Annotated in this window: 18 protein-coding genes; 9 read left to right on the top strand and 9 right to left on the bottom strand. The window is 66.6% G+C overall.

Going from position 1 to position 20112, the window contains the following annotated elements; all coding sequences use genetic code 11:
• Window positions 1-16: 16 nt before the first annotated feature.
• From ACQCX5_RS03795 to ACQCX5_RS03785, 3 genes are all read left to right on the top strand, one after another.
• Window positions 17-3094 (top strand): type III restriction-modification system endonuclease, encoded by a 3078-nt coding sequence (locus ACQCX5_RS03795; RefSeq protein WP_434540638.1) that lies wholly within the window; start codon window positions 17-19, stop codon window positions 3092-3094.
• 241 nt (window positions 3095-3335) lie between these two features.
• Window positions 3336-3566 carry a TOPRIM nucleotidyl transferase/hydrolase domain-containing protein gene (locus ACQCX5_RS03790; protein ID WP_434540730.1) on the top strand — a complete coding sequence of 77 codons (231 nt, stop codon included), beginning with the start codon at window positions 3336-3338 and terminating at the stop codon, window positions 3564-3566.
• Window positions 3517-4020 carry a hypothetical protein gene (locus tag ACQCX5_RS03785; protein WP_434540637.1) on the top strand — a complete coding sequence of 168 codons (504 nt, stop codon included), beginning with the start codon at window positions 3517-3519 and terminating at the stop codon, window positions 4018-4020. The genes ACQCX5_RS03790 and ACQCX5_RS03785 overlap by 50 nt, the downstream gene beginning before the upstream one ends.
• Before the next feature lie 829 nt (window positions 4021-4849).
• Here ACQCX5_RS03785 and ACQCX5_RS03780 read toward each other — a convergent pair.
• Window positions 4850-5125, bottom strand: a complete 276-nt coding sequence (locus ACQCX5_RS03780) for a hypothetical protein (protein ID WP_434540636.1) — start codon at window positions 5123-5125, stop codon at window positions 4850-4852.
• A gap of 85 nt (window positions 5126-5210) precedes the next feature.
• On the opposite strand from ACQCX5_RS03780, the gene ACQCX5_RS03775 reads away from it, so the two are divergent.
• Entirely contained in the window at window positions 5211-6152 is a 942-nt protein-coding gene (locus ACQCX5_RS03775) for a DUF3825 domain-containing protein (RefSeq protein ID WP_434540635.1), read from the top strand.
• A 288-nt stretch (window positions 6153-6440) separates the two neighbouring features.
• On the opposite strand, the gene ACQCX5_RS03770 is transcribed toward ACQCX5_RS03775, so the two are convergent.
• Window positions 6441-8033 carry a glycosyl hydrolase family 28-related protein gene (locus tag ACQCX5_RS03770; RefSeq protein WP_434540634.1) on the bottom strand — a complete coding sequence of 531 codons (1593 nt, stop codon included), beginning with the start codon at window positions 8031-8033 and terminating at the stop codon, window positions 6441-6443.
• Between the two features lie 243 nt (window positions 8034-8276).
• On the opposite strand from ACQCX5_RS03770, the gene ACQCX5_RS03765 reads away from it, so the two are divergent.
• Complete coding sequence (locus ACQCX5_RS03765; RefSeq protein WP_434540633.1) at window positions 8277-8723, top strand: VOC family protein; 447 nt, start codon at window positions 8277-8279, stop codon at window positions 8721-8723.
• A gap of 120 nt (window positions 8724-8843) precedes the next feature.
• Here ACQCX5_RS03765 and ACQCX5_RS03760 read toward each other — a convergent pair whose 3' ends face one another.
• Window positions 8844-10676, bottom strand: coding sequence for a glycoside hydrolase family 15 protein (locus ACQCX5_RS03760; RefSeq protein ID WP_434540632.1), 1833 nt, complete (start codon window positions 10674-10676; stop codon window positions 8844-8846).
• Window positions 10677-10691: 15 nt separating this feature from the next.
• Between ACQCX5_RS03760 and ACQCX5_RS03755 the strand changes: the two genes are divergently transcribed.
• Window positions 10692-10829: a type II toxin-antitoxin system ParD family antitoxin gene (locus ACQCX5_RS03755; protein WP_434540631.1), complete on the top strand. Its 138-nt coding sequence runs from the start codon at window positions 10692-10694 to the stop codon at window positions 10827-10829.
• 33 nt (window positions 10830-10862) lie between these two features.
• Here ACQCX5_RS03755 and ACQCX5_RS03750 read toward each other — a convergent pair whose 3' ends face one another.
• The 3 genes from ACQCX5_RS03750 to ACQCX5_RS03740 form a co-directional block, all read right to left on the bottom strand.
• On the bottom strand, window positions 10863-13304 hold the full coding sequence (locus ACQCX5_RS03750; protein ID WP_434540630.1) for an excinuclease ABC subunit UvrA: 2442 nt from the start codon (window positions 13302-13304) through the stop codon (window positions 10863-10865).
• A 145-nt stretch (window positions 13305-13449) separates the two neighbouring features.
• Entirely contained in the window at window positions 13450-14064 is a 615-nt protein-coding gene (locus ACQCX5_RS03745; protein WP_434540629.1) for a M23 family metallopeptidase, read from the bottom strand.
• A 9-nt stretch (window positions 14065-14073) separates the two neighbouring features.
• Complete coding sequence (locus tag ACQCX5_RS03740) at window positions 14074-15201, bottom strand: LuxR C-terminal-related transcriptional regulator (protein ID WP_434540628.1); 1128 nt, start codon at window positions 15199-15201, stop codon at window positions 14074-14076.
• A gap of 195 nt (window positions 15202-15396) precedes the next feature.
• On the opposite strand from ACQCX5_RS03740, the gene ACQCX5_RS03735 reads away from it, so the two are divergent.
• Complete coding sequence (locus tag ACQCX5_RS03735) at window positions 15397-16797, top strand: FAD-binding oxidoreductase (RefSeq protein ID WP_434540627.1); 1401 nt, start codon at window positions 15397-15399, stop codon at window positions 16795-16797.
• A 55-nt stretch (window positions 16798-16852) separates the two neighbouring features.
• On the opposite strand, the gene ACQCX5_RS03730 is transcribed toward ACQCX5_RS03735, so the two are convergent.
• Window positions 16853-17674 carry a class I SAM-dependent methyltransferase gene (locus ACQCX5_RS03730; RefSeq protein ID WP_434540626.1) on the bottom strand — a complete coding sequence of 274 codons (822 nt, stop codon included), beginning with the start codon at window positions 17672-17674 and terminating at the stop codon, window positions 16853-16855.
• A gap of 86 nt (window positions 17675-17760) precedes the next feature.
• Between ACQCX5_RS03730 and ACQCX5_RS03725 the strand changes: the two genes are divergently transcribed.
• Window positions 17761-18471, top strand: a complete 711-nt coding sequence (locus tag ACQCX5_RS03725) for a winged helix-turn-helix transcriptional regulator (RefSeq protein ID WP_434540625.1) — start codon at window positions 17761-17763, stop codon at window positions 18469-18471.
• Here the strand turns inward: ACQCX5_RS03725 and ACQCX5_RS03720 are convergent.
• Complete coding sequence (locus tag ACQCX5_RS03720) at window positions 18443-18952, bottom strand: LysE family translocator (RefSeq protein ID WP_434540729.1); 510 nt, start codon at window positions 18950-18952, stop codon at window positions 18443-18445. The genes ACQCX5_RS03725 and ACQCX5_RS03720 overlap by 29 nt on opposite strands.
• 215 nt (window positions 18953-19167) lie before the next feature.
• Here ACQCX5_RS03720 and ACQCX5_RS03715 point away from each other — a divergent pair, with 215 nt between their 5' ends.
• On the top strand, window positions 19168-19617 hold the full coding sequence (locus tag ACQCX5_RS03715) for an Lrp/AsnC family transcriptional regulator (RefSeq protein ID WP_434540624.1): 450 nt from the start codon (window positions 19168-19170) through the stop codon (window positions 19615-19617).
• A 6-nt stretch (window positions 19618-19623) separates the two neighbouring features.
• Here the strand turns inward: ACQCX5_RS03715 and ACQCX5_RS03710 are convergent, their stop codons facing one another.
• Window positions 19624-20058, bottom strand: a complete 435-nt coding sequence (locus ACQCX5_RS03710) for an OsmC family peroxiredoxin (protein ID WP_434540622.1) — start codon at window positions 20056-20058, stop codon at window positions 19624-19626.
• Window positions 20059-20112 lie beyond the last annotated feature (54 nt).

Here is a 20112-nt window from a genome sequence, read left to right as displayed (position 1 = left end):
GAAAGAAAGACACTCGATGAAGCTCCAGTTCAAGGTCCAGCAGTACCAGACCGATGCCGTCGATGCTGTCGTGGAGACCTTTGCCGGGCAGCCGAAGCATGACGGCATCTCCTACCGGATCGACCCCGGCAAGGTCCGCCCCGTGACCGCCCCGGCACTGTTCGAGGCCGAGGAGCGCTCGGACGCCGGTCTGCGCAACGCTGAGATCGTCCTGTCGGGAGCGCAACTGCTGGAGAACGTGCACGCGGTGCAGCGGTCGCGGAACCTCCCGCTGTCGGCCAAGCTCGCCTCCAGTGCTGCCGCTCCTGGCGCACCGAACCTTGATGTGGAGATGGAGACCGGGACGGGGAAGACCTACGTCTACATCAAGACGATCATGGAGCTGCACAAGCGGTACGGCTGGTCGAAGTACATCATCGTGGTGCCGTCGGTCGCGATCCGTGAGGGCGTGAAGAAGTCGTTCGATGTGACCGCTGAGCACTTCCAGCAGCTCTACGGCAGCAAGCCTCGCTCCTTCATCTACAACTCTTCCCAGTTGCACGAGTTGGAGCGGTTCAGCTCGGACGCCGGGGTGCAGGTGATGATCATCAACATCCAGGCGTTCTATGCCACGGGCAAGGATCAGCGCCGCATCTACGACGAGCTCGATGACTTCCAGTCACGCCGTCCGATCGACGTGATCAAGGCCAACCGCCCGATTGTGATCATCGATGAGCCGCAGAAGATGGGCGCGGACAAGTCGCTCAAGGCGGTGGCGGAGTTCAACGCGTTGATGCTGTTGCGGTACTCCGCCACCCACAAGGTCGACCACACCAAGGTGCACCGCCTCGACGCGCTGGACGCCTACAACCAGAAGCTCGTGAAGAAGATCGCCGTCCGAGGCATCACCGTGAAGGGACTCGCCGGATCGACGGCCTACCTGTACCTGGATGCCATCGAGATCGCCAAGAGTGCCGAGCCTCGAGCGCGAGTCGAAATCGAGGTGCAGACGGCCTCAGGCATCAAACGGCAGGTCAAGCGCCTCGACATGGGCGCGAACCTCCATGATGTTTCCAATGGGATCGAGGCGTACAAGGGCTTGTTCATCACCGAGGTCGACGCCAACCGCGACGTGATCGAGCTGAGCAACGGCGACGTGGTCGTGGCCGGGCAGCTCGCCGACCGGGACGTCACCGAGGAGACCAAGCGGCGCATCCAGATTCGCGAGGTCGTCCGCGCGCATCTGGGCAAGGAGCGCGAACTGTTCAGCCAAGGTATCAAGGTGCTTTCGCTGTTCTTCATCGACGAGGTCGCCAAGTACCGCGACTACAGCCGCGAGGACACTCTCGGCGAATACGCGCGCATCTTCGAGGAGGAGTACGCCGCGATCCGCGACGAGGTGCTCGGCGAACTCGCCATCGACACGGCCACCGAGGAGTACCAGACCTACCTGCGCCGCGACGACGTGCGCGGAGTACACGAGGGTTACTTCTCCATCGACAAGAAGACCAAGCACCAGATCGACGGCAAGGTCTCCGGCCGGGGGGATGACAAGGGCCAGTCCACCGACACCGACGCCTACGATCTGATCCTCAAAGACAAGGAACGCCTGCTGTCGTTCGCCGAGCCCATCCGGTTCATCTTCTCCCACTCCGCGCTGCGCGAGGGCTGGGACAACCCCAACGTGTTTGTCATGGGCATGCTCAAGAAGAGCGACAACACCGTCTCGCGCCGCCAGGAGATCGGCCGCGGCCTGCGGCTGGCCGTCGACCAGCACGGCGAGCGGATGGACAACCCCGTCACGGTGCACGACATCAACGAGCTGACCGTCGTCACCGACGAGTCCTACACCGACTTCGTGACCGGCCTGCAGCGCGAAATCTCCGAGTCGCTCGCCGCGCGGCCGCGCAAGGCCAGCGTCAAGTTCTTCGTAGGCAAGACGATCCAGACACTCTCGGGCGAGTCGGTCATCGAGGAAGCTGTCGCTCAGGCGCTCTACAAGTACCTGGTCAAGAACGACTACGTGAACGACGACGACACCATCTCCGACGTCTACAAGCAGGCCAAGGAGGACGGAACCCTCGCCGCGCCAACGTCCGAGGTGCTCCTGCCGGTGATCGACTTCGTGTGGCCGCTGATTGACGCGCTGTACCTCGACCTGCCGGTGCCCACCGACGACCGCAAGCCGAAGAAGATACCGCTGAATGAAGCCAACTTCGCCCGCAAGGAGTTCCAGGCCCTCTGGGGCAGGATCAACCACCGCGCCGTGTACCAGGTTGAGTTCGACTCCGGCGAGCTGATCCACAAGGCGATAGGCCACCTCGACAGGCACCTCAACGTCGCGGCGCTCCAGTACGTCGTGCAAGCCGGCCAGCAGCGCGACCAGTTGGATTCGGAGGACCTGATCGGCGGCTCCGGCTTCGCCGTGCTGACTACTCAGACGCACACTGAGACTGTGAGCGCGGGCTCGCAGGTGAAGTACGACCTTCTTGGCGAGATCACCGAGAAGACCCAGCTCACCCGTCGTACGGTCGCAGCCATCCTCCGCGGCATCACCCCTGCGACGTTTGCCAAGTTCCGCCTCAATCCCGAGCAGTTCATCACCGAGGCGGCGAGACTGATCAACGAACAGAAGGCCACGGTCATCGTCGAGCACCTCGCCTACAACGCACTCGAAGACAGGTTCGACTCTGCAATCTTCACCGAGAACCAGACTGCCCAGGACTTCTCGAGGGTCGGGTCGAAGCTCACGAAGCACGTCTACGACTACGTGGTCACAGACTCCAAGATCGAGCGAGAGTTCGTCACCGAACTCGACACCAGCCACGAAGTCGCCGTCTATGCGAAGCTCCCGCGAGGCTTCTTCATCCCAACGCCAGTCGGAAACTACAACCCGGACTGGGCCATCGCGTTCACCGAGGGCAGTGTGAAGCACGTCTACTTCGTCGCCGAGACCAAGGGCTCGCTGTCCACACTGCAACTCAAGGGCATCGAGGATGCCAAGATCGAGTGTGCCCGCAAGTTCTTCGCATCTCTCGCCGCGAAGAACGGCAATGACGTTACCTACGATGTCGTCACTGACTACACCGAGCTGATGCAGCTCGTGACAGGGTAGGGCTGTGGATCGTTCCAGCGCCTGAACGAATCGCCCTCAAGCGTGTCGTATCTGGATAGCGAGGATGATGCGAGAGCGAGTGTGTAGGTCCCACAGCAGCGGACCTATAGTCAATATTGCCTGTGAACGACGCTCCTCGAGCCACGGTTCTTGAGTAGCTCACAGCCCGCACCTCCTCCGCGAAGAGACTCCCAAACGATCTGGCGGACGACCTACATGATGAACAGTCATCTAGCTCGAGCTGGTCTTCGCGAACGCCGTCATCCTCGTCGAGGGTCATGGCGACAAGCTCATTGTTGACTACTTGCTGGAGCGGATCACTGGAGGTGCAGGCGACCACTACGCCTTGCGCATCGCCGTGATCGAGGCCTCGAGCATCGACAACATCCCTCATCTCGTCCGGCTCGGAACGATTTTTCGGGGTGCGCACGTACCTCATTACCGACAAAGACGGGCTCCACAAGGCTGGTAGCGGCAAACGCAAGCTCTTGGAGATCCTGAAAGCCAAGGAAGATAAGCTTCGGCAGGATGAACTCCAACGGCTGTGCGCACTCGCCGACACGAATGTTTTGACCTTGACGGCGGCGTTGAAGCAGCAGGCTGAGCACAATGAGATGCCAAGGTCCTTGGACGCGTTCGTCCTCGCGTCAGACATCGAGGGTCTCCTGCTGGACACCGTCGGGCAAATGGTTCTCCCCGAGTTGCTCGGCCCGGCAGGCCAGAAGCAGATCGATCGCGCGACGGAGGAACACTTCGCAAAGGGACCGCAGGGCAAGGAAGATCTCGCATCCTGGCTTGGCTCCAAGGGATGGAACTCCGATGGCAAGAAGTCCAACAAGGCGAAGTCCCATGTGCCGGCGGCGCTTCTTCGCGAGCACCTCGATACCCGCGCAAAAATAGTACCAGGCTGTCCGGCCGCTCGATGAGTGGCTTAGGGGAATCGTCGGAGAACACAAGCGAACGCCGCTCTGACATCCTGACAGGGGGACGGCTGCGGACTCACACGTCTCCTGGCTGCGAAGGCATACCTGAAGCTCTCGGGCTTAACGCGTGGCGATCCGTAGATCGGGCATGCGAACACTTGCTTACAGGCAAGCTGATCAGCGGTTTCGCTGGCGCTCGGTACGGGGGGCGAAACCGCTCAGCTAGTACAAGAACCGGTCCGTGCGCTGAATCGACCAGTCCGGTCGGGCTCTCGCAGTGCCTGCGCGATCTCGTCGGCCGATCCGATGGCAACGCCAAGCAGGGGCCGTCGTGGATGGTCTCCTTGATGCCATCGGAGCGCGAGGCGACCTCCTCCGGGAACCCAAGCCAGCGAGGCCTGCCACTGGGGGTAGGAGTACTCCGAGTGCCCGGGCACATCGTTGCGGTGAAGCTCTGGTGCGGGTCCGGCTCCTCACACCCCCTTCAAGCTCCAGCATCTCGACCACTTCGGCATAAGACGCTGCCGGCATTGCCCCCACGAACGCCCCCCACGTTGTAGAGTTAAGCAGCGCTGTCCAGATCTGGCTGACTTCAAGGCCTTACTCCCGCTCCGCGAAGAGGACGAAGTCGCCGAAGGTGCTCGGGCTGCAGATGATGTGCCATTCACGCCTTCGCCTCCTCAGAAGAACGCAATCGTGCTCTCGGAGAGGTTGTGACCAGCCGCTTCCAGGGCAGGCTGCACCCGCGGCAGCTCTGAGAGCGGGATCTGAGCTTGGTCGCCGTGGAGCCTCGTCGATACCCAAAACTCCTCAAGCAGAGCCTTGTCGGGGGTCAGCCGTTCCACGCCGTGGACCAGGGAAGGGGGTAGTCGCCGTCGACCACGACCCAGACCTGCTCGGCGTCGAACTCCTCGTGTTCGTCATACTCCTCGAACATCTCCTCGAAGTCAGGATGCTCATCCAGCTCCTCCGCCGGCAGAAGCTCCCGGAACTCTGCCCAAGTCGTGGCGGAGTAGAGCGCATGGACGACTCTCTGTTGCTGCTTAACAGCCTCAGGGCTTGCGACTAGAAGGCTGATGCCGTCATTGGAGGTCCACACAAGATCCATGAGATGCATTCTGGCAGGCCCTCTATCGACGCGCTGGCTCCGCATCAAGCTTCACCGGTGTCGGCGCGGCTAGTAGGCTGTTGCCATGTCGAACATCTTCACTCCGGCGGATATGCCTCAGCGTCGTCCCGCAGACTTTGGTCCCATCACGGAAGGTCACGAAACCCGCATTCGTTCGTTCGCCTTCTTTGCCTATCGCGGTGGAAGGGAGGAGCAGCTCACGCCCACGGAGCTTGGGCAGCGCGCTTGGCGAGACGCACTTACCAGCCTCGCGGACCTGGCTGAGCCGGAGGACTGGTCAGGACCGGACCCCTCCGAACGCCCACTCCCGATCTTGGACAGCTTCCTTCGTTACACTCACCAGCGTCTGGTCATGGAAGACAAGATCGCAGTCAGTGGCACGAGAGAATATGCGGCGCTCAACACGGGGCTGCTCACGCCGTATGCGGAGGAGATCTTCGGGCTGTTCAGGCGTAATAGTCATGATGGGGGCCAGCCGTGGTTCTTCGTGCGTTGGGCTACTGAGTCCGATCGCGACCTTCTTCGGGAGTTCGAGGAGCCCCCTCAGATGGCCGAGTATGTCAGCTCCGCGTCCGATTTAGTATACGATTGGCGACGTGAGCTGAAGCTGGCGTATGGGCATATTCTTGGTGACAATATCGAACGCTTTCCACCCGACCTCGCCACTCAGCCAAGGCGGGCGCAGCAGGCTTTGGATAGCGCGATTAACTGGGCGCTTAGGAAGGCGCGTCGCAATTATAAAGTGATTGTACCCCAGTGGTATCCCGTACTCGGGGAGTCAGGTGCTCAATTCCTGATGCCGCTTGATCTCACCGGAGACGGGAGGGCCGATCTGGCGTTGGTCGTATCCGCTGTCGGGGATCAGGCATACCGTGGAAATACGGTGTTGACGTTGGCTATGGCTTACACCAACGCGCGACTCGTTGCGCGTCCTGACTCCGACTGGCTGGTGCCGAGTGCTGCACCGGTGCGCACCGATGAAGAGATCTTCAAGGAGCCCAGTTGACCCGTACCTGCCTAACCTGCCGGCTCCAAGGCCATCGGGGCTCAGCAGTGGAACCGACACATGAAATGCAGACTTGACGGTGCTTGCCGAGATGAATATTTCCTGCTCGACTGGTATTGATAGAATCGATGCTTTGGCCAAGCTTGCGAATGGCCCATTCGATCGCAGCCAGGAGCGAATCGCTATCAGCCCGTCCGTGCTGAGTCGCAGTCTCATCAGAGGCTCACTCGGGGGCCTCGGCTGCCGGAGCTGCCATTCGGTCTCCGGCAACCGATCCCCCCGGGAACATTAGCCGTGCCTCACAGCCTCCCGCTGTGCCTCGTGCAAGTCCCGCACCCGATCAGCACCCAGGTCAATCACGCTTCCCAGAGCTTCCCGTCCACCCGGGTAGTCCGGCGTCAGCTGACTCGAGTCTGACGTCACCCCGCTGATGCCCAGCGTCACACTCGATGGCGCCACGTCGCTCAGGCAGACCGCGTACGAACGGTCGTTGCTGACATCGACGCCCCAGTGCGCAGTCCTCGCCCCGAAGAACGGGCCGGAGGCCGACGACCCACCGACCCGGCCGGTGTTGTTGATCTCGATGTTGGTCCGCACGTTCTCGAACGGCAGCGCCCGGTGCGAGTCGAACGTGCCCTCGGCCATCACGCCACGGTGGTAGACGTTGCCCGATGACAGGCCCTCGGCGTTGATGCCATGCGGCCACGCGCCGGTCACCGACGGCACGGTGAACGGCTCGATCGTGAACTGCTCGATCAGGTTGTCGTGCGACTGCATCCTGATGACGAAGGGGTGGTGGCACGCCCGACCGGCCACGGTGACCTCAGCGAACGTCACCGACTTCGCTCCCGTCAACCCGAACGCGACGTCACTGTTCTCGACGCGCACCTGCCGGGCCCAGCAGTCGTGCGCTGCCTGGAATTGCACGCCATTGGAGCCGGGGTTCTGGTTGTGCGGGGTCTGGGTGATGAGCTGGTTACGGATCGTGAGTCGCTCGATCCCGACTTCCGTCACCGCCGGGCCGAGCTCACGCACCTGGGTGGGCCATGCCTCGCGCAGGTCGTACTTCAGCGGTTGGGCCAGCTTCAGCGTCGTGGCGTCGACGACTTCTTCGATGCGCACGGGCCACTGCAGCGTCCCGTACTGGGGGTAGAAACCCTCAGCACCGGGGACGAGCTGGGGCGCGCGGCTCGTCCAGTCGTATTGCCGTGCGCCCTCGGTGTCGCCGGCGAGGTGAATCAGCAGCTCCGCGCCGGGGTTGGTCGTCTCGAGCAGGATCATCTGGCCTGCCTGCACTTTGCTGGTGTCCGAGACGGTGAGCGTCGTGGCGCCGCGGGGCGCGGGGGAGACCGTGGCGAGTGTCGCCCCGGGGATCCATCCCTCGGTGCCCAGCCACTCCTCCTCTTCTAGCTTGTTCTTCACGGCCTCGGGGATGGCCCAGATCTGGCCGCCGGCCCACGACCAACGGTCCTGGTTCTTGGATGCCTGCCAGTTGTCCCGGTAACCCTCCTTGAGTGGCCGCGAGAAGTACAAGATGGTGCGCTCGATGCTGGCGCCGCGCAGCACGACATTGGACCAGTGCATCCAGATGGGGCCGCTCAGGTGGTAGGTGCCGGGCGGCACCAGGACGGTTCCGCCGCCGGCCTCGCCGACCGTCCTAATGGCGGTGTTGAAGGCGTCGACATCATCGGTCACGCCATCACCCGTGGCGCCGTACTGCTTCACGTTGGCGGCGACGTTCGGGTGCGGTGTGCTGGCGCCCAGGCGGTACCCGGCGCGGGTGAAGTCGCCGATGAGGGGGTGGGTGCCGCCGTTGGCGGCCCACTCGGAGAGCAGGCGCTCACCGAGGTCGGGGGCAGCACCCGTTCGCGGGGATCCCAAAGGGCTGCGGTGCCGCGTGGGCGGCCTGCGCTGGGATCACGGCGCACGCGGCGGTGGCGGCAGCGAGGGTGAGGAGATTTCGTCGCTGGGCAGGGCTGGGATGGTCATCGTTGTCCTCCGTTTGCCTGCGGTGCACCCGGTCCGTTCCGGGTCTCGCAGGGCGGTGCTCAATGCTCGACCGCACCACGCGCAGCGCGACCCGGGCACCCGGTTGCCACCTGTTACATTCACCGTCACAAAGCCATGCTGGATCATTGCCCGAAAGAGATGTCTGAAACACAGGGAGAAACCGCTGCGATGCTTGAGATTCGTGATGTTGTTTTTGACTGCCGACACGCAGCCTCGCTGGCCAGGTTCTGGGCCCAGGCCCTCGACGGCTATGCGGTGGCCGCCTACGACGATGAGGAGTTGGCGCGGCTGCGTGCGCTGGGCATCGACGATCCCGAGGACGATCCATCCGTGCTGGTTGAGGGCCCGGTGGGCAAGGCGCGACTGTGGTTCCAGGCTGTCCCGGAGCCCAGGACCGTCAAGAACCGTGTGCACCTCGACCTGGTCACCGTCACACCGGACGCCGAGGTCCAGCGCCTGCTCGATCTCGGCGCCACACGCTTCGAGCCTCCCTCCCCCCGTCAGGGCCTCGTCGTGCTGTGCGACCCGGAGGGCAACGAGTTTTGTGTTACCTGGGACTGACGGGCGTCGCCACTTCGGTCATCCCGAATGCCGCTCGTCCCAGCCATCCAGGAAGATGAACGCCTCGGCCCCGCAGATGGGGCGGTCCGCCTGGATGGTGTCCTATGACCGGACTCCCGCTCAACCCAGCGCCTGCGCCGCCCGGATCAACGCCAGGTGGCTGAACGCCTGCGGAAAGTTGCCCAGCATCCGACCCGCCACCGGGTCGTACTCCTCGGCGAGCAGCCCCACGTCATTGCGGGTGGCGAGCAACTGGTCCATCAGCGTCACCGCCTCGTCGCGGCGTCCCGAGCGGGCATACTGCTCGACCAGCCAGAACGAACACATCACGAACGCGCCCTCACCACCGGCCAGCCCGTCGTCGCCATCGGTGCGATACCGCTGGACGAACCCGTGGGCCCCGACAAGGTCGTGCTCGATGCGGGCGACCGTCGCCAGCATCACGGGCGAATCAGCCGCGACGAACCCCGTCTGGGGAATCTGCAACAGCGCCGCATCGACCTCGGACGTGCCGTAGTGCTGCACGAATGCGCCGTCACGCACACCCTTGGCCCAGATTTCACCAGCCAGGTCGTCCCGCAGTTGTCGCCACCGCTCAACCGGCCCTGACAAGCCATGTTGCTCGACCGCGCGCACCCCGCAGTCGAACGCCGCCCACATCATCACCCGGCCGTGGGTGAACAGCTGCGGGTCGCCACGCACCTCCCAGATGCCGCGGTCGGGGGTGTCGAGCCGGTGTTCGGTCAACTCGAGCAGGCTCACCTGCAGCGCCCAGGCGAACCGGTCGTCCTCGTCGTGCACGCCGGCCTCACGCAGCTGGTCGAGCGCCAGCATGATCTCGCCGACGACATCGGCCTGGTACTGGGTATAGGCGAGGTTGCCCACCCGCACCGGCGCCGAACCGCGGTAGCCGGCCAGGTGGCCAAGGGTGTGTTCGGGCAGGTCGCGGGTGCCGTCGACGCCGTACATGATCTGCAGGTCTTCTGGATCACCCGCGATGGCCCGCAGCAGCCAGCCGCGCCAGTGCAGCGCCACGCCATGGTGGCCGTGCGAGCACAACGCCTGGATGGTGAACGCCGAATCACGCAGCCACGTGTAGCGGTAGTCCCAGTTGCGTTCGCCGCCGATGAGCTCGGGCAGCGAGGTCGTCGGCGCGGCCACGACCCCGCCCGTGCCGCGCACGGTGAGCGCGCGCAGCACGGCCAGTGAATCGGACGCTTCGCGGCCATACGCGCCGGTGAGCGGCACGGCGCGGCGCCAGTCGCCCCACGAGGCGATGGTGTGCGCGATCGCGGCGTCCACGTCGGGCATCGGTGGCACCGGGTCGTGGGACGCCCGCCAGGTCAGGGTCCAGGTGAGCTGCTGACCGGCCTCGAGGTGGTAGGTGCCGCGGTGGCTGAAGCCGTCCGGTTTCATGGACGGACCGTGCAGCGTCAACGAGTCGGGCCCGGCCATGGCGTGCAGCACCGGCAGGCCGTCGGGATCGGTGCGGCGACGCACCCACGGACGCACCCGGCCGTAGTCGAACCGCAGGCGCAGGTCGGCCTCGACGTCAATGCTGCCGGCGGTGCAGGTGATGCGGCGCACCAGCGTTTCGCCAGTGTCGCCCTCGTGGTGGTGCCGACCGACCAGCAGGTCGGTGGCCACCACCTCGCCGGTGGGGCAGCGCCAGCTGGTGTCCAGCACGAAACTGCCCGAGCGGTAGCTGCGCGCGGTCTGGCGCCCGCTGACCGGGCGCACCAGCCACTGGCCGTTCTCGGCATCACCGAGCAGCCGGGCGAACACCGCGGGGCTGTCGAACCTGGGCGGGCACCACCAGTCGACGCTGCCGTCGGCGACCAGGGCACCTGACTGCCTGTCGGACAGCAGCGCATACGCCTCGATCGGCGGCTGCGTCATGTGCCCATCCTGCCACCGGGTCGCATCGTCACCCCAGAAGTTGGTGACGGCCATTGGTAACCTCGGCCCATGGCCGAGAACACCTCAATCACTGACGACCAGGAGACCCAGCTCGCCGCGCTGCGGCAGGCGCTGGCCGACGGCGAGGCCAGCGGGGCAGCGGTGCCCTTCGACTTCGATGCCTTCATCGCGTCGCGGAAGCAGTGACGTCCTGACGGCATGTCCAACCGGCCGGTCGGTTCAGTTGCCCAGGGAGTGCGCCAGGTACGGCCCCGTCACCGAGTCCGGGTTCACCGCGACCTGCGCCGGGGTGCCCGTCGCCACGACCCGGCCGCCCTGCTGCCCACCGCCCGGCCCGAGGTCGATCACCCAGTCGGCATTCGCGACCAGGTCGAGGTCGTGTTCGATGACGATGAGGGTCGCACCACGCTCGGTCAGGCGCGCCACCACCCCGAGCAGGGTGCGCACGTCGAGCGGGTGCAGCCCCACGCTGGGTTCGTCCAGCACGAAGACGGCATCGGTCTGGTCGCGGTGCAGCTGGCTGACCAGCTTCAGCCGCTGCGCCTCACCACCTGACAATGCCGGCGTGGCCTCGCCGAGGGTCAGGTAGCCGAGGCCGAGCTCGTCCAACCCGACCAGTTTGCGGTGCACACGCTTCAGGTCTGCGGTGTGCGCCAGGGCGGTGCGCACCGTGCAGCGCAACAGCCCCGGCAGCGAGATGCCGCCGCGCGCGTAGCGCTCGGCCTGCGGCGCGAACCGGCTGCCCTCGCACTCGGGGCACTCGATGTCGACGTCGGGCAGGAACTGCACGTCGAGCGAGATCTCGCCCGTGCCCTCGCACCGTGGGCAGGCCAGCGAGCCGGTGTTGTACGAAAAGTCGGACGCCGTGAGCCCGTCGTCGACCGCGGCCGGGGTCGCGGCGTACGCCTTGCGGAGTTCGTCCATGACGCCTGAATACGTGGCCACCGTCGAGCGCACGTTCTGGCCGATGGGGGTGGCGTCGACGACCTGCACGGTGGTGCCGGCGGGGGCGTCGAGGCGGGTGACGTGGCCGGGCATGGTGCCCGACCCGGCGCGGGCCTGCAGCGCCGGCACCAGCGTCTCGAGCAGCAGCGTGCTCTTGCCCGAGCCCGACACCCCGGTGATCGCGGTCAGCCGGCCCAGGGGGAAGTCGACGGCCAGCGGGTGCACGGTGTGGATGGCCGCGGTCTCGAGGTGGATTGTGCCGAGGTCGAACACCTCGTCGGCAGTGGCGGTGGGGCGTACCACGGTCGGTTCGTCGCCGGTGAGGAATCCGGCGAGCAACGATCCGTTGGCAGCCGGCAGCTCGGCGGGGGAGCCGTGCGCGATGACCGTGCCGCCCTCGGTGCCCGACCCCGGACCCATCTCGACGAGCCAGTCGGCCCGCCGCAGGATCTGCACGTCATGGTCGACGAACACCACCGAGTTGCCGTCGGCGAGCAGGTCACGCATCACCCCGAGCAGCCCGTCGATGTTGGCCGGGTGCAGCCCGATCGAGGGTTCGTCGAGCACATAGAGCACCCCGGTGGTGCGGTTGCGCACGGCGCGGGCCAGCTGGGCGCGTTGGCGTTCGCCGGTCGACAGGCTCGACCCGGCCCGGTCGAGGGACAGGTAGCCCAGGCCCAGTTGCTCGAGCCGGCGGGCCATGTCGACCAGGGTGTCGGTGAGGGCGGCGGCCAGCTGCTGCATGTCCGCGGGCAGGTCGCCGTGGACCGTGGGCACCCAGGCGAGCACGTCGTCCAAGGTTTTGGCGGTGACCTCGGCGAGGTTCAGCCCGCCGATGGTCGGGGCGAGCGCGGCGGGGCCCAGCCGGGTGCCGTGGCAGGCGGGGCAGGTGCCCTCGCGCAGGAACCGGCTGACTTTCGACAGCCGCTTCTCGGTGTCGGCGCGCCTGAGTTCTTCGGTGACGGTCAGCCGGGCGTTGCGGAACGTGAAGTCGAGCTCGTGCACACCCTTCTTGCTGGTGACGGTGATGTGCTTCTTCTCTTCGGGTCCGCCGAGCACGATGTCGCGTTCGGCGTCGGTGAGGTCGCGCCAGGGCACGTCGGTGCGCACCCCGAACTCGCGGGCGATCGCCGGCTGCACGTTGAACCCGAACATCTGCCACGGGGCGACGGCGCCGTCGTCGATGGTCCTTGTCGGGTCGGGAACCAGCGCCAAGTCGTCGACGGTGCGCACGATGCCCGTGCCCTGGCATTCGGGGCACGCGCCGGTGGAATTGAACGACAGGTCTTCAGCGCCCGGCGGGTTCACCTGTTCGCCGCAGACGGGGCAGCTGAACGGGGTCTCGGCGGCGACGTCGATGGTCGGCGGCACCCGGTGACCGTTGGGGCACAGGTGGCTGGCCAGCCGCGAGAACATCAACCGCAACACGTTGAGCAGTTCGGTCGTGGTGCCGAAGGTCGACCTGATGCCGAGGGTCCCGGGACGCTGCCGCAGCGCGAGCGCGGCCGGAACATGCTCGACCGAGTCGACGGCAGCGCGCGGCGACTGGGCCATGCGGCGGCGGGTATAGGTCGACAGCGCCTCGATGTAGCGGCGCGACCCCTCGGCATAGAGCACGCCGAGGGCTAGCGACGACTTGCCCGACCCCGAGACGCCGGCGATGCCGACCAGCTGGTGCAGCGGGATGTCGACGTCGACGCCGCGCAGGTTGTGCACGTGGGCTCCGCGGACTCGGATTCGGTCTGGTGGGGCTTGGGTCACGGGATGAGCCTAGGTCGTGACAGATCGACCATGACAAACAAGTAGCCAGCGGCACGCAACCCGGGGTATTCCGGGGCTCGTGCCGCTGGTTACTTGTTTGTCAGGCCCGCACGACCTCGCCATTGCGGGGCAGCACGCCCCCGAAGGTCATCGGCACCGGCTGGGCATGGGCGACGTCCAGCCGGTCGATCACCTGCAGGTGCAGGTGCGGTTCGGTGCTGTTGCCCGAGTTGCCGCAGCCGGCGACGACCTGGCCGGTCCGCACCGCCTGCCCCACCGCCACCTGCAGGCTGCCCCGTTTCAGGTGGCACAGCGCCACCACCCACCCGCCGCCGACCTCGAGCAGCACATGGTTGCCCGCCAGCCCCTGCCACCCGGCCGCGGCCCGGCGCCCCTGCGTCAGCATGTACCCGATCGACGGCACGCCCCGGTAGGCCTCGTGGTCGGGTTCGCCGTCGTGGGTGGCGACCACCACCGCGTCAATCGGCGCCAGCACCGGACGACCGAAGCCGGGGAACCGTTGCGCCGGTTCGGGGCGCACCAGGGTCGCCAGCGTGACGGGCGCGGATCGTCCATTGGCACGCACCGGCACGAAGTCAATCGCATACGACGTGGCGAACGCGTGCGTGCCATGGCTCGGCACCCGGTTCGCGGGGCTGTTCTGCACCAGCCAGTGCCCGGTGAACGGATAGGCCAACTCGAGGGGAGTGCTCACAGGCCGATGCTAGGCCGTGCTCGCCGCAAACCAACCCGACGGCCCGATCTCAGTGCCCATGCGCGGCACGTACTGGTCGAAATAGACCCTGGCGATCAGTTCACGCCGACTGTGCACCGAGGCCTTCTCGAAGACTGCCTTCAGGTTGTCCTGCACCGTATAAGCCGACAGGTGCAGCGAGGCGGCGATCTCTTTGGTGTCGTGGCCCTGCAGCACCCGCTCGGTGACCGCACGCTCCCGGTCGGTCAGGTCGAAGGCGGCGACCACCAGCGGCACGATCTCGGGCGGGCGGGCCTCGTCGATGGTGATCACCACATCGCCCCTGCTCACGCCGTCCGGGGTCGACATCGGGCTGGCGTGCAGCGTGAGCCACATGCCTGTGCGGGTGCGCACCCGCGTGCGCGGTGCACGTGCCTCGTCCCCGCGTGAGAACCGGCGTGCCGCACCGACCAGTGCCGCGATGATGCCGGTCGATTCTGCCTGGTGCTCGGCGACCTTGAGTTCGGCCAGGCGCTGTTCTGCCCCCGAGCTCACGCTGACGATGTGGTTCTGGGCATCGACGATCAGCACCGCGGGGCCGCACGGCGCCAGCAGGGGAGCGCGGCCGAGCCGGCTCAACAACCCCAGCCGCAGGCCGATCGTGAACGTCTGCGACAGCGCCGCCAGCAGGGCGACCTCGTCAGCGCTGAACGGCCGCTGGTCGCCTGAACGGAACATCGCCAGCGCGCCCCACACCTGCCCCTGGTCGCGCATCACCACCCGCAATTCATCGCTGAATCCGTAGTACGGGCGCATGAAATCGTTCAGTCGCGCTGAGCGGGAATCCTCGAGCCGCATGCCCACCGCCGGAATGGCCCGGTGCGCAAGCTCGCGGAAGGCAGTCGGTTCGGGGTCGCCATACTCACGCAATCCCCATTCATGGTCATGGCCGTCCACCCCCAAAAGCTCACCGAACTTGAGCGTTCCGGTCAGCAGCAGCGTCGAGGGGTCGACGAGCGCCACACACGCCGCGGAGTGCGGCACTGCACGGCTGATCGAGGCCATTGCCTCGTCCCAGAAGGTCTCGAGGTCGAGCCCTGCCCGGGCCACGACATCGACATCACGCAGCACCCGCTGCTCGAGCAGTGCTCGTGTCATGTATCAATTCTGCGCCATTGCGGTCTTGAGCGGTATCCCAACTTTCTGGGACAGGAGTGGGCCCATTGGGGCGGCACCGCAGGTCCACGACTTCGCGGGATGGTGCCGGGCCGGGGTCTGCACCGAATCTCGAAGTGTCGAAACAGGCACCCCCGCCCGTTTCGCATTCAGCCCGAAGACCCGAGGAATACCCCCATGACCCAGCTTGCGCAGCCCGTTGACCTGGCCTCGTCCACCGCACAGCGCCTCACCCAACTGCAAGACCGCTCACACGGCGTCGTCCACCTGCCCGGTAGCCCCGAATACGACCAGGGACGGTTCGCGTGGAATGTTGCCGTCGACCAGCTCCCGGGTGCCGTGGCACTGCCGCAGACGTTCGAAGACCTCTGCCGGGTGGTGCGCCATGCGGCCCGGCTCGGCCTGCGGATCACCACCCAGACCACCGGCCACGGCGCCTCGGTGTTGGCCGAGCATGACCTGTCCGAGGTGGTGCTGGTGCGCACCTCGGCGCTGCGGGGCGTGCACATCGACCCCGAGCGGCGGGTGGCGCGTGTTGAATCCGGCGCCATCTGGCAGGACGTCGTCGACGCCGCCGCACCCCACGGGCTGGCCGCGATGCACGGGTCGGCCCATGACGTCGGCGTCGCCGGCTACGTGCTCGGCGGCGGCATGAGCTGGTATGCCCGCCAGCACGGCTTCGCCTGCAACAACATCGTGGCCATTGAACTGGTCACCCACGAGGGCGAGATCGTGCGCGCCGACGCCCACCACCACCCCGACCTGTTCTGGGCCCTGCGCGGTGGTGGTGGCAACTTCGGGGTCGTCACCACCATCGAACTGAACCTGTTGCCGTATGCCGACGTCTACGCCGGCATGATGCTGTGGCCCATCGAGCGGGCACCCGAACTGCTGCGTGCCTACGCCGACTGGTCGGCCACGGCCCCGGACGAGGTCACCGCCTCATGGCGCATCCTGAGGTTCCCGCCCCTGCCCGACCTGCCCGATTTCTTGCGTGGGCGCAGCGTGGTCGTGCTGGACGGCGCCGTGCTGCTCGACGACGACGCTGCTGCCGGGGTGCTGGCCCCGTTCAAGGTCCTGGCACCAGAGCTGGACACGTTCGCCAGGGTGCCGTCCGCGACCCTGACCCAACTGCACATGGACCCGCCGCAGCCCACGCCGGGTGTCGGGGGTGGCGCGGTGCTGCAACAACTGGACGAGGCCACGGTCGAGACCTTCCTGGACGCCGTCGGCCCGGGGGCGCAGACCAGCCTGCTGATGAGCGAACTGAGGCTGCTGGGCGGCGCGCTGGGGCGGGTGGCCGAGGACGGCGGTGTGTTCGACCACACCACCGGCAGCCACGTGCTGTTCTTCATGACCATCGCGCCGACCCCCGAAGCAGTGGCCGGTGGCGAGGCCGAGGTCGACCGGGCGCTGGCCGCACTGGCGCCGCACACCGCCAAGCACTCGGTGCTGAACTTCACCGACCGCCCGGTTGACGTGAGCCTGGCCTACAGCCCGCAGGCGTGGCAGATGCTGCACTGGGTCAAGCAGCAGGTCGACCCGGGCAACGTGTTCCTGGGCAACCACGCGTTGTGAGGCACGCCAATGTTCCGCTGGGCCCCGGTGATTGCTCCTGGGGCCCAGCGCCAGTTCACGCCGCGATCGTGCCGGTGAACTCCAGGTACTCCCAGTCCATGACGCCGTCGCGCAAGTGCTGGCTGGTCAGCTCGTCGAGTTCCTCGTCAAGTTGCCGGGTGCGGCCGGGGTCATCAGCGATGTTCTTGTAGACGGCGATCGTCGGGCCATAGCTGCTGGCGAAGAGCTTCCGGAAGGCCTGTGGAGAGGGGATCGAGTCGACCCGCACCTGCTTCGTCCGGAACACCGGGTCGACGACCCGATCACCGAACAATGCACGCAGGTGGTCGGCCGTGCCCCACAGCGGCGGCGGCTGGGCGCCGGGCGGCGGGGTGGGCGCGAACGGCTTCATGGTGGCGAAGACCCTGCCGATGAAGCCGGCCGGTGTCCACGACGCCAGGGCGATCCGCCCGCCGGGGCGGGCGACCCGCACGATCTCGTCCGCGGACTGCTGGTGGTGCGGGGCGAACATCACCCCGACGCTCGAGGTGATGACGTCGAAGGAGTCATCGTCGAACGGCAACGCCTCGACGTCGCCGGGTACGCAGTCGATGTCGAGTCCCTCGGCCCGGGCGCGCCGGTCGCACTCCTCGAGCAGCCTGTCGCTCAGGTCGCTGGCGGTCACCCTGGCCCCGCGGCGGGCGGCGGGCAGTGAGGCATTGCCCGCGCCGGCGGCGACGTCGAGCACCTGCTCGCCGGCCGTGATGCCGCTGGCCTCGACCAGCGACTCACCAAGGTGGGGGATCACCGTGTCGGCGATCAGGGGGTAGTTGCCCAGGTTCCACAGGGCGCGGTGACGGGTCTTCAGCTCATCGAGCTGGATGTCGGTGGTGGTCATGCCATTCAGGATCAGCCCGGAGGCAGCACCAAAAAAGTACAGAACTGGGACTTTCCCGGTACAGGATCTGGACCGATGATGGACTCATGACAGTCGTCGACGATGACCTCGGCACCCCGTATGGGCAGTACTGCCCGGTCTCGCGGGCGCTCGAGGTGCTGGGGGAACGGTGGGCCCTGCTGGTCGTGCGCGACCTGCTGTGCGGCACGACCCGGTTCAACGACCTGGCCCGCGGGTTGCCGGGCCTGTCGCGCACCCTGCTCGCGAAACGGCTGCGGCAGCTCGTCCGGGCCGGGATCGTCGACCACGTGGCGGGGGAGTATGTGCTCACCCCGGCGGGGCGCGAGCTGGAACCGATCGTGTTCGGTCTGGGCGGTTGGGGCGCCCGGTGGGCGTTCAGCGACCCGACCCCGGACGAACTCGACCCTGAACTGCTCGTCTGGTGGATGCACGACCGCGTCGACACCTCAGGGCTGCCCGGCAGCAGGCACGTCATCTCGGTGGTGTTCACCGACGACCCGAGGGCATTCTGGATCGTCGTTGACAGGGGCGCGTCGTCGGTCTGTGACAGCGACCCGGGCTACCCTGTCGACCTCACCGTGCGGGGCTCCGTCCCCGACCTGTACAAGGTCTGGCTCGGGCGGGTGTCGATCGCCCACGCCGTGCGCCACGAGGTGATCCGCGTCGAGGGTGACCGGGCGTGGACGAGCAGGCTGTCGCAGATTCTGAAACTGAGTCAGGTGGCGGTGCTGGTGCCACCGCAGGAACTCACGCCCTCGCCGCCACGGCCTCGATGAGCAGCCCGGCACCCAGGCCGATCATGACCACGCCGGACAGCACGGTCACGACCTTGGCGGCCGCGGGGCGGCGGGTCAGCACAGTGGCGGCGCCCCAGCCCACCAGCAAGTAGACGACGGCCGTGTTGGTGACGTGCAGCAGTCCGAGGGTGATGAGCTGGGCCCAGATCGGCCAGGCTGCCGAGGTGCTGGTGAACTGCGGGAACAGCGCCGGGATGAGCAGGAACACCTTGGGGTTGAGCAGGCTGATGCCCAGGCCCTTGGTGAAGGTGTCCCTGAGGGGCGTGGTGCTGGTGGGTGCGGGGACGTCCACAGCCGGCACCCCGGCGCTCGAGGAATGCCGCAGCACCGAGATGCCCAACCAGGCCAGGTAGGCCGCGCCGCCGACGGTGAGCAGGGTCCAGGCCACCTCGGACGAAGCCAGCAGCGCGGCGAGCCCGGCGGCCACCACGAGCACCACCGTGAAGTGGCCCAGCACCATGCCGGCCACCGCCGGCACCACCCCGTGCCCGGCGGCGAAGTCCCGCCGTGATGACGAAGGCCCAGTCCGCTCCCGGGGTGAGCGCCATCAGCATCACCACGCCCCAGAAGGCCATCATCCTGCCTGCATCCATGCGTGGCAGATTATGCGAATGGGCGCGCAATGTGCTTCGTGATGTATTGCGCTCAAGTCCACCTGCGTGAAGAATTATCGCCATGGATGCACTTGACCGACAGATTCTTGCGTTGCTGCAGGCAGACGGGCGGGCGACGATGACCGACATCGCCTCGCAGGTGGGCCTGAGCCTGTCGGCCTGCCACCGCAGGTTCCGCGACCTGCAGGCCACAGGCGTGATCCGGGGGTTCGGTGTCGAACTCGACTTCGATCTGCTCGGGCTGCCGTTCGAGGCGCTGGTCTTCGTCACCATGCAGTCAGGCGATGGTGCGGCCGTCAGCGCGTTCGAGCAGGCGGTCGTCCAGCTGCCGAACGTGGTGCAGGCCCACCGATTGTTCGGTGAGCCTGACTACCAGCTGTATGTGGTGGCGCACTCGAAGCAGCACTACCAGGAGTTGTACGACCAGCAGCTCTCACTGCTGCCCGGCGTGCAGCGATTGCGTTCGACGCTGGTCATGAAGACCGTGGTCGAGCACCACGCACCGTTGTGAGGGTGCTCAGGCCAGACGGGCCTCGAGCGTGATCTCGGGGACGGCGGCCAGGGCCTGCGAGACGGGGCAGCCGGTCTTGGCGTCGTCGGCCATGCGCAGGAAATCCTCTTCGGAGATGCCCTCGACATCGCCGGTGACATCCAGGGCGATCTTCGTGATGCCCGAGCCGGCGACGAACGTCACGACGGCCTTGGTGTCGAGCTGGTTCACGGTGTACCCGGCGCCGCTCAGGGCATGTGAGAAGGCCATCGAGTAGCAGGTCGAGTGGGCGGCGGCGATGAGCTCTTCGGGGGTGGTGCTGCTGCCGGACTCGACGGCCCGCGACTTCCAGCCCGTGGGGAACGTGCCGCTGCCTGAAGTGTCGAGGTGCACCTCGCCGGAGCCGGTGGCGAGGTCGCCCTTCCAGACGGCGCTGGCGGAATTGTTGATCGGTGTGGGCATGGGGTCTCCTTCGATCGGGAGGGGCGGATGGGCATCCGCGCTGACGCGCGGCGC

The sequence above is a fragment of the Aestuariimicrobium sp. G57 genome (assembly GCF_050110855.1).
In the GTDB taxonomy this organism is placed as follows: Bacteria; Actinomycetota; Actinomycetes; order Propionibacteriales; family Propionibacteriaceae; genus Aestuariimicrobium.
This window is presented reverse-complemented; position numbering and strand designations above follow the sequence as displayed.

Excerpts from the sequence above, each read along its gene's own strand:
- ACQCX5_RS03720 (WP_434540729.1), bottom strand. The coding sequence starts at position 18,952 with ATGGTGCTGGGCCACTTCACGGTGGTGCTCGTGGTGGCCGCCGGGCTC.
- ACQCX5_RS03710 (WP_434540622.1), bottom strand. The coding sequence starts at position 20,058 with ATGCCCACACCGATCAACAATTCCGCCAGCGCCGTCTGGAAGGGCGAC.
- ACQCX5_RS03725 (WP_434540625.1), top strand. The coding sequence starts at position 17,761 with ATGACAGTCGTCGACGATGACCTCGGCACCCCGTATGGGCAGTACTGC.
- ACQCX5_RS03740 (WP_434540628.1), bottom strand. The coding sequence starts at position 15,201 with ATGACACGAGCACTGCTCGAGCAGCGGGTGCTGCGTGATGTCGATGTC.
- ACQCX5_RS03780 (WP_434540636.1), bottom strand. The coding sequence starts at position 5,125 with ATGGATCTTGTGTGGACCTCCAATGACGGCATCAGCCTTCTAGTCGCA.
- ACQCX5_RS03755 (WP_434540631.1), top strand. The coding sequence starts at position 10,692 with ATGGCCGAGAACACCTCAATCACTGACGACCAGGAGACCCAGCTCGCC.
- ACQCX5_RS03795 (WP_434540638.1), top strand. The coding sequence starts at position 17 with ATGAAGCTCCAGTTCAAGGTCCAGCAGTACCAGACCGATGCCGTCGAT.
- ACQCX5_RS03730 (WP_434540626.1), bottom strand. The coding sequence starts at position 17,674 with ATGACCACCACCGACATCCAGCTCGATGAGCTGAAGACCCGTCACCGC.
- ACQCX5_RS03715 (WP_434540624.1), top strand. The coding sequence starts at position 19,168 with ATGGATGCACTTGACCGACAGATTCTTGCGTTGCTGCAGGCAGACGGG.
- ACQCX5_RS03765 (WP_434540633.1), top strand. The coding sequence starts at position 8,277 with ATGCTGGATCATTGCCCGAAAGAGATGTCTGAAACACAGGGAGAAACC.
- ACQCX5_RS03760 (WP_434540632.1), bottom strand. The coding sequence starts at position 10,676 with ATGGCCGTCACCAACTTCTGGGGTGACGATGCGACCCGGTGGCAGGAT.
- ACQCX5_RS03735 (WP_434540627.1), top strand. The coding sequence starts at position 15,397 with ATGACCCAGCTTGCGCAGCCCGTTGACCTGGCCTCGTCCACCGCACAG.
- ACQCX5_RS03775 (WP_434540635.1), top strand. The coding sequence starts at position 5,211 with ATGTCGAACATCTTCACTCCGGCGGATATGCCTCAGCGTCGTCCCGCA.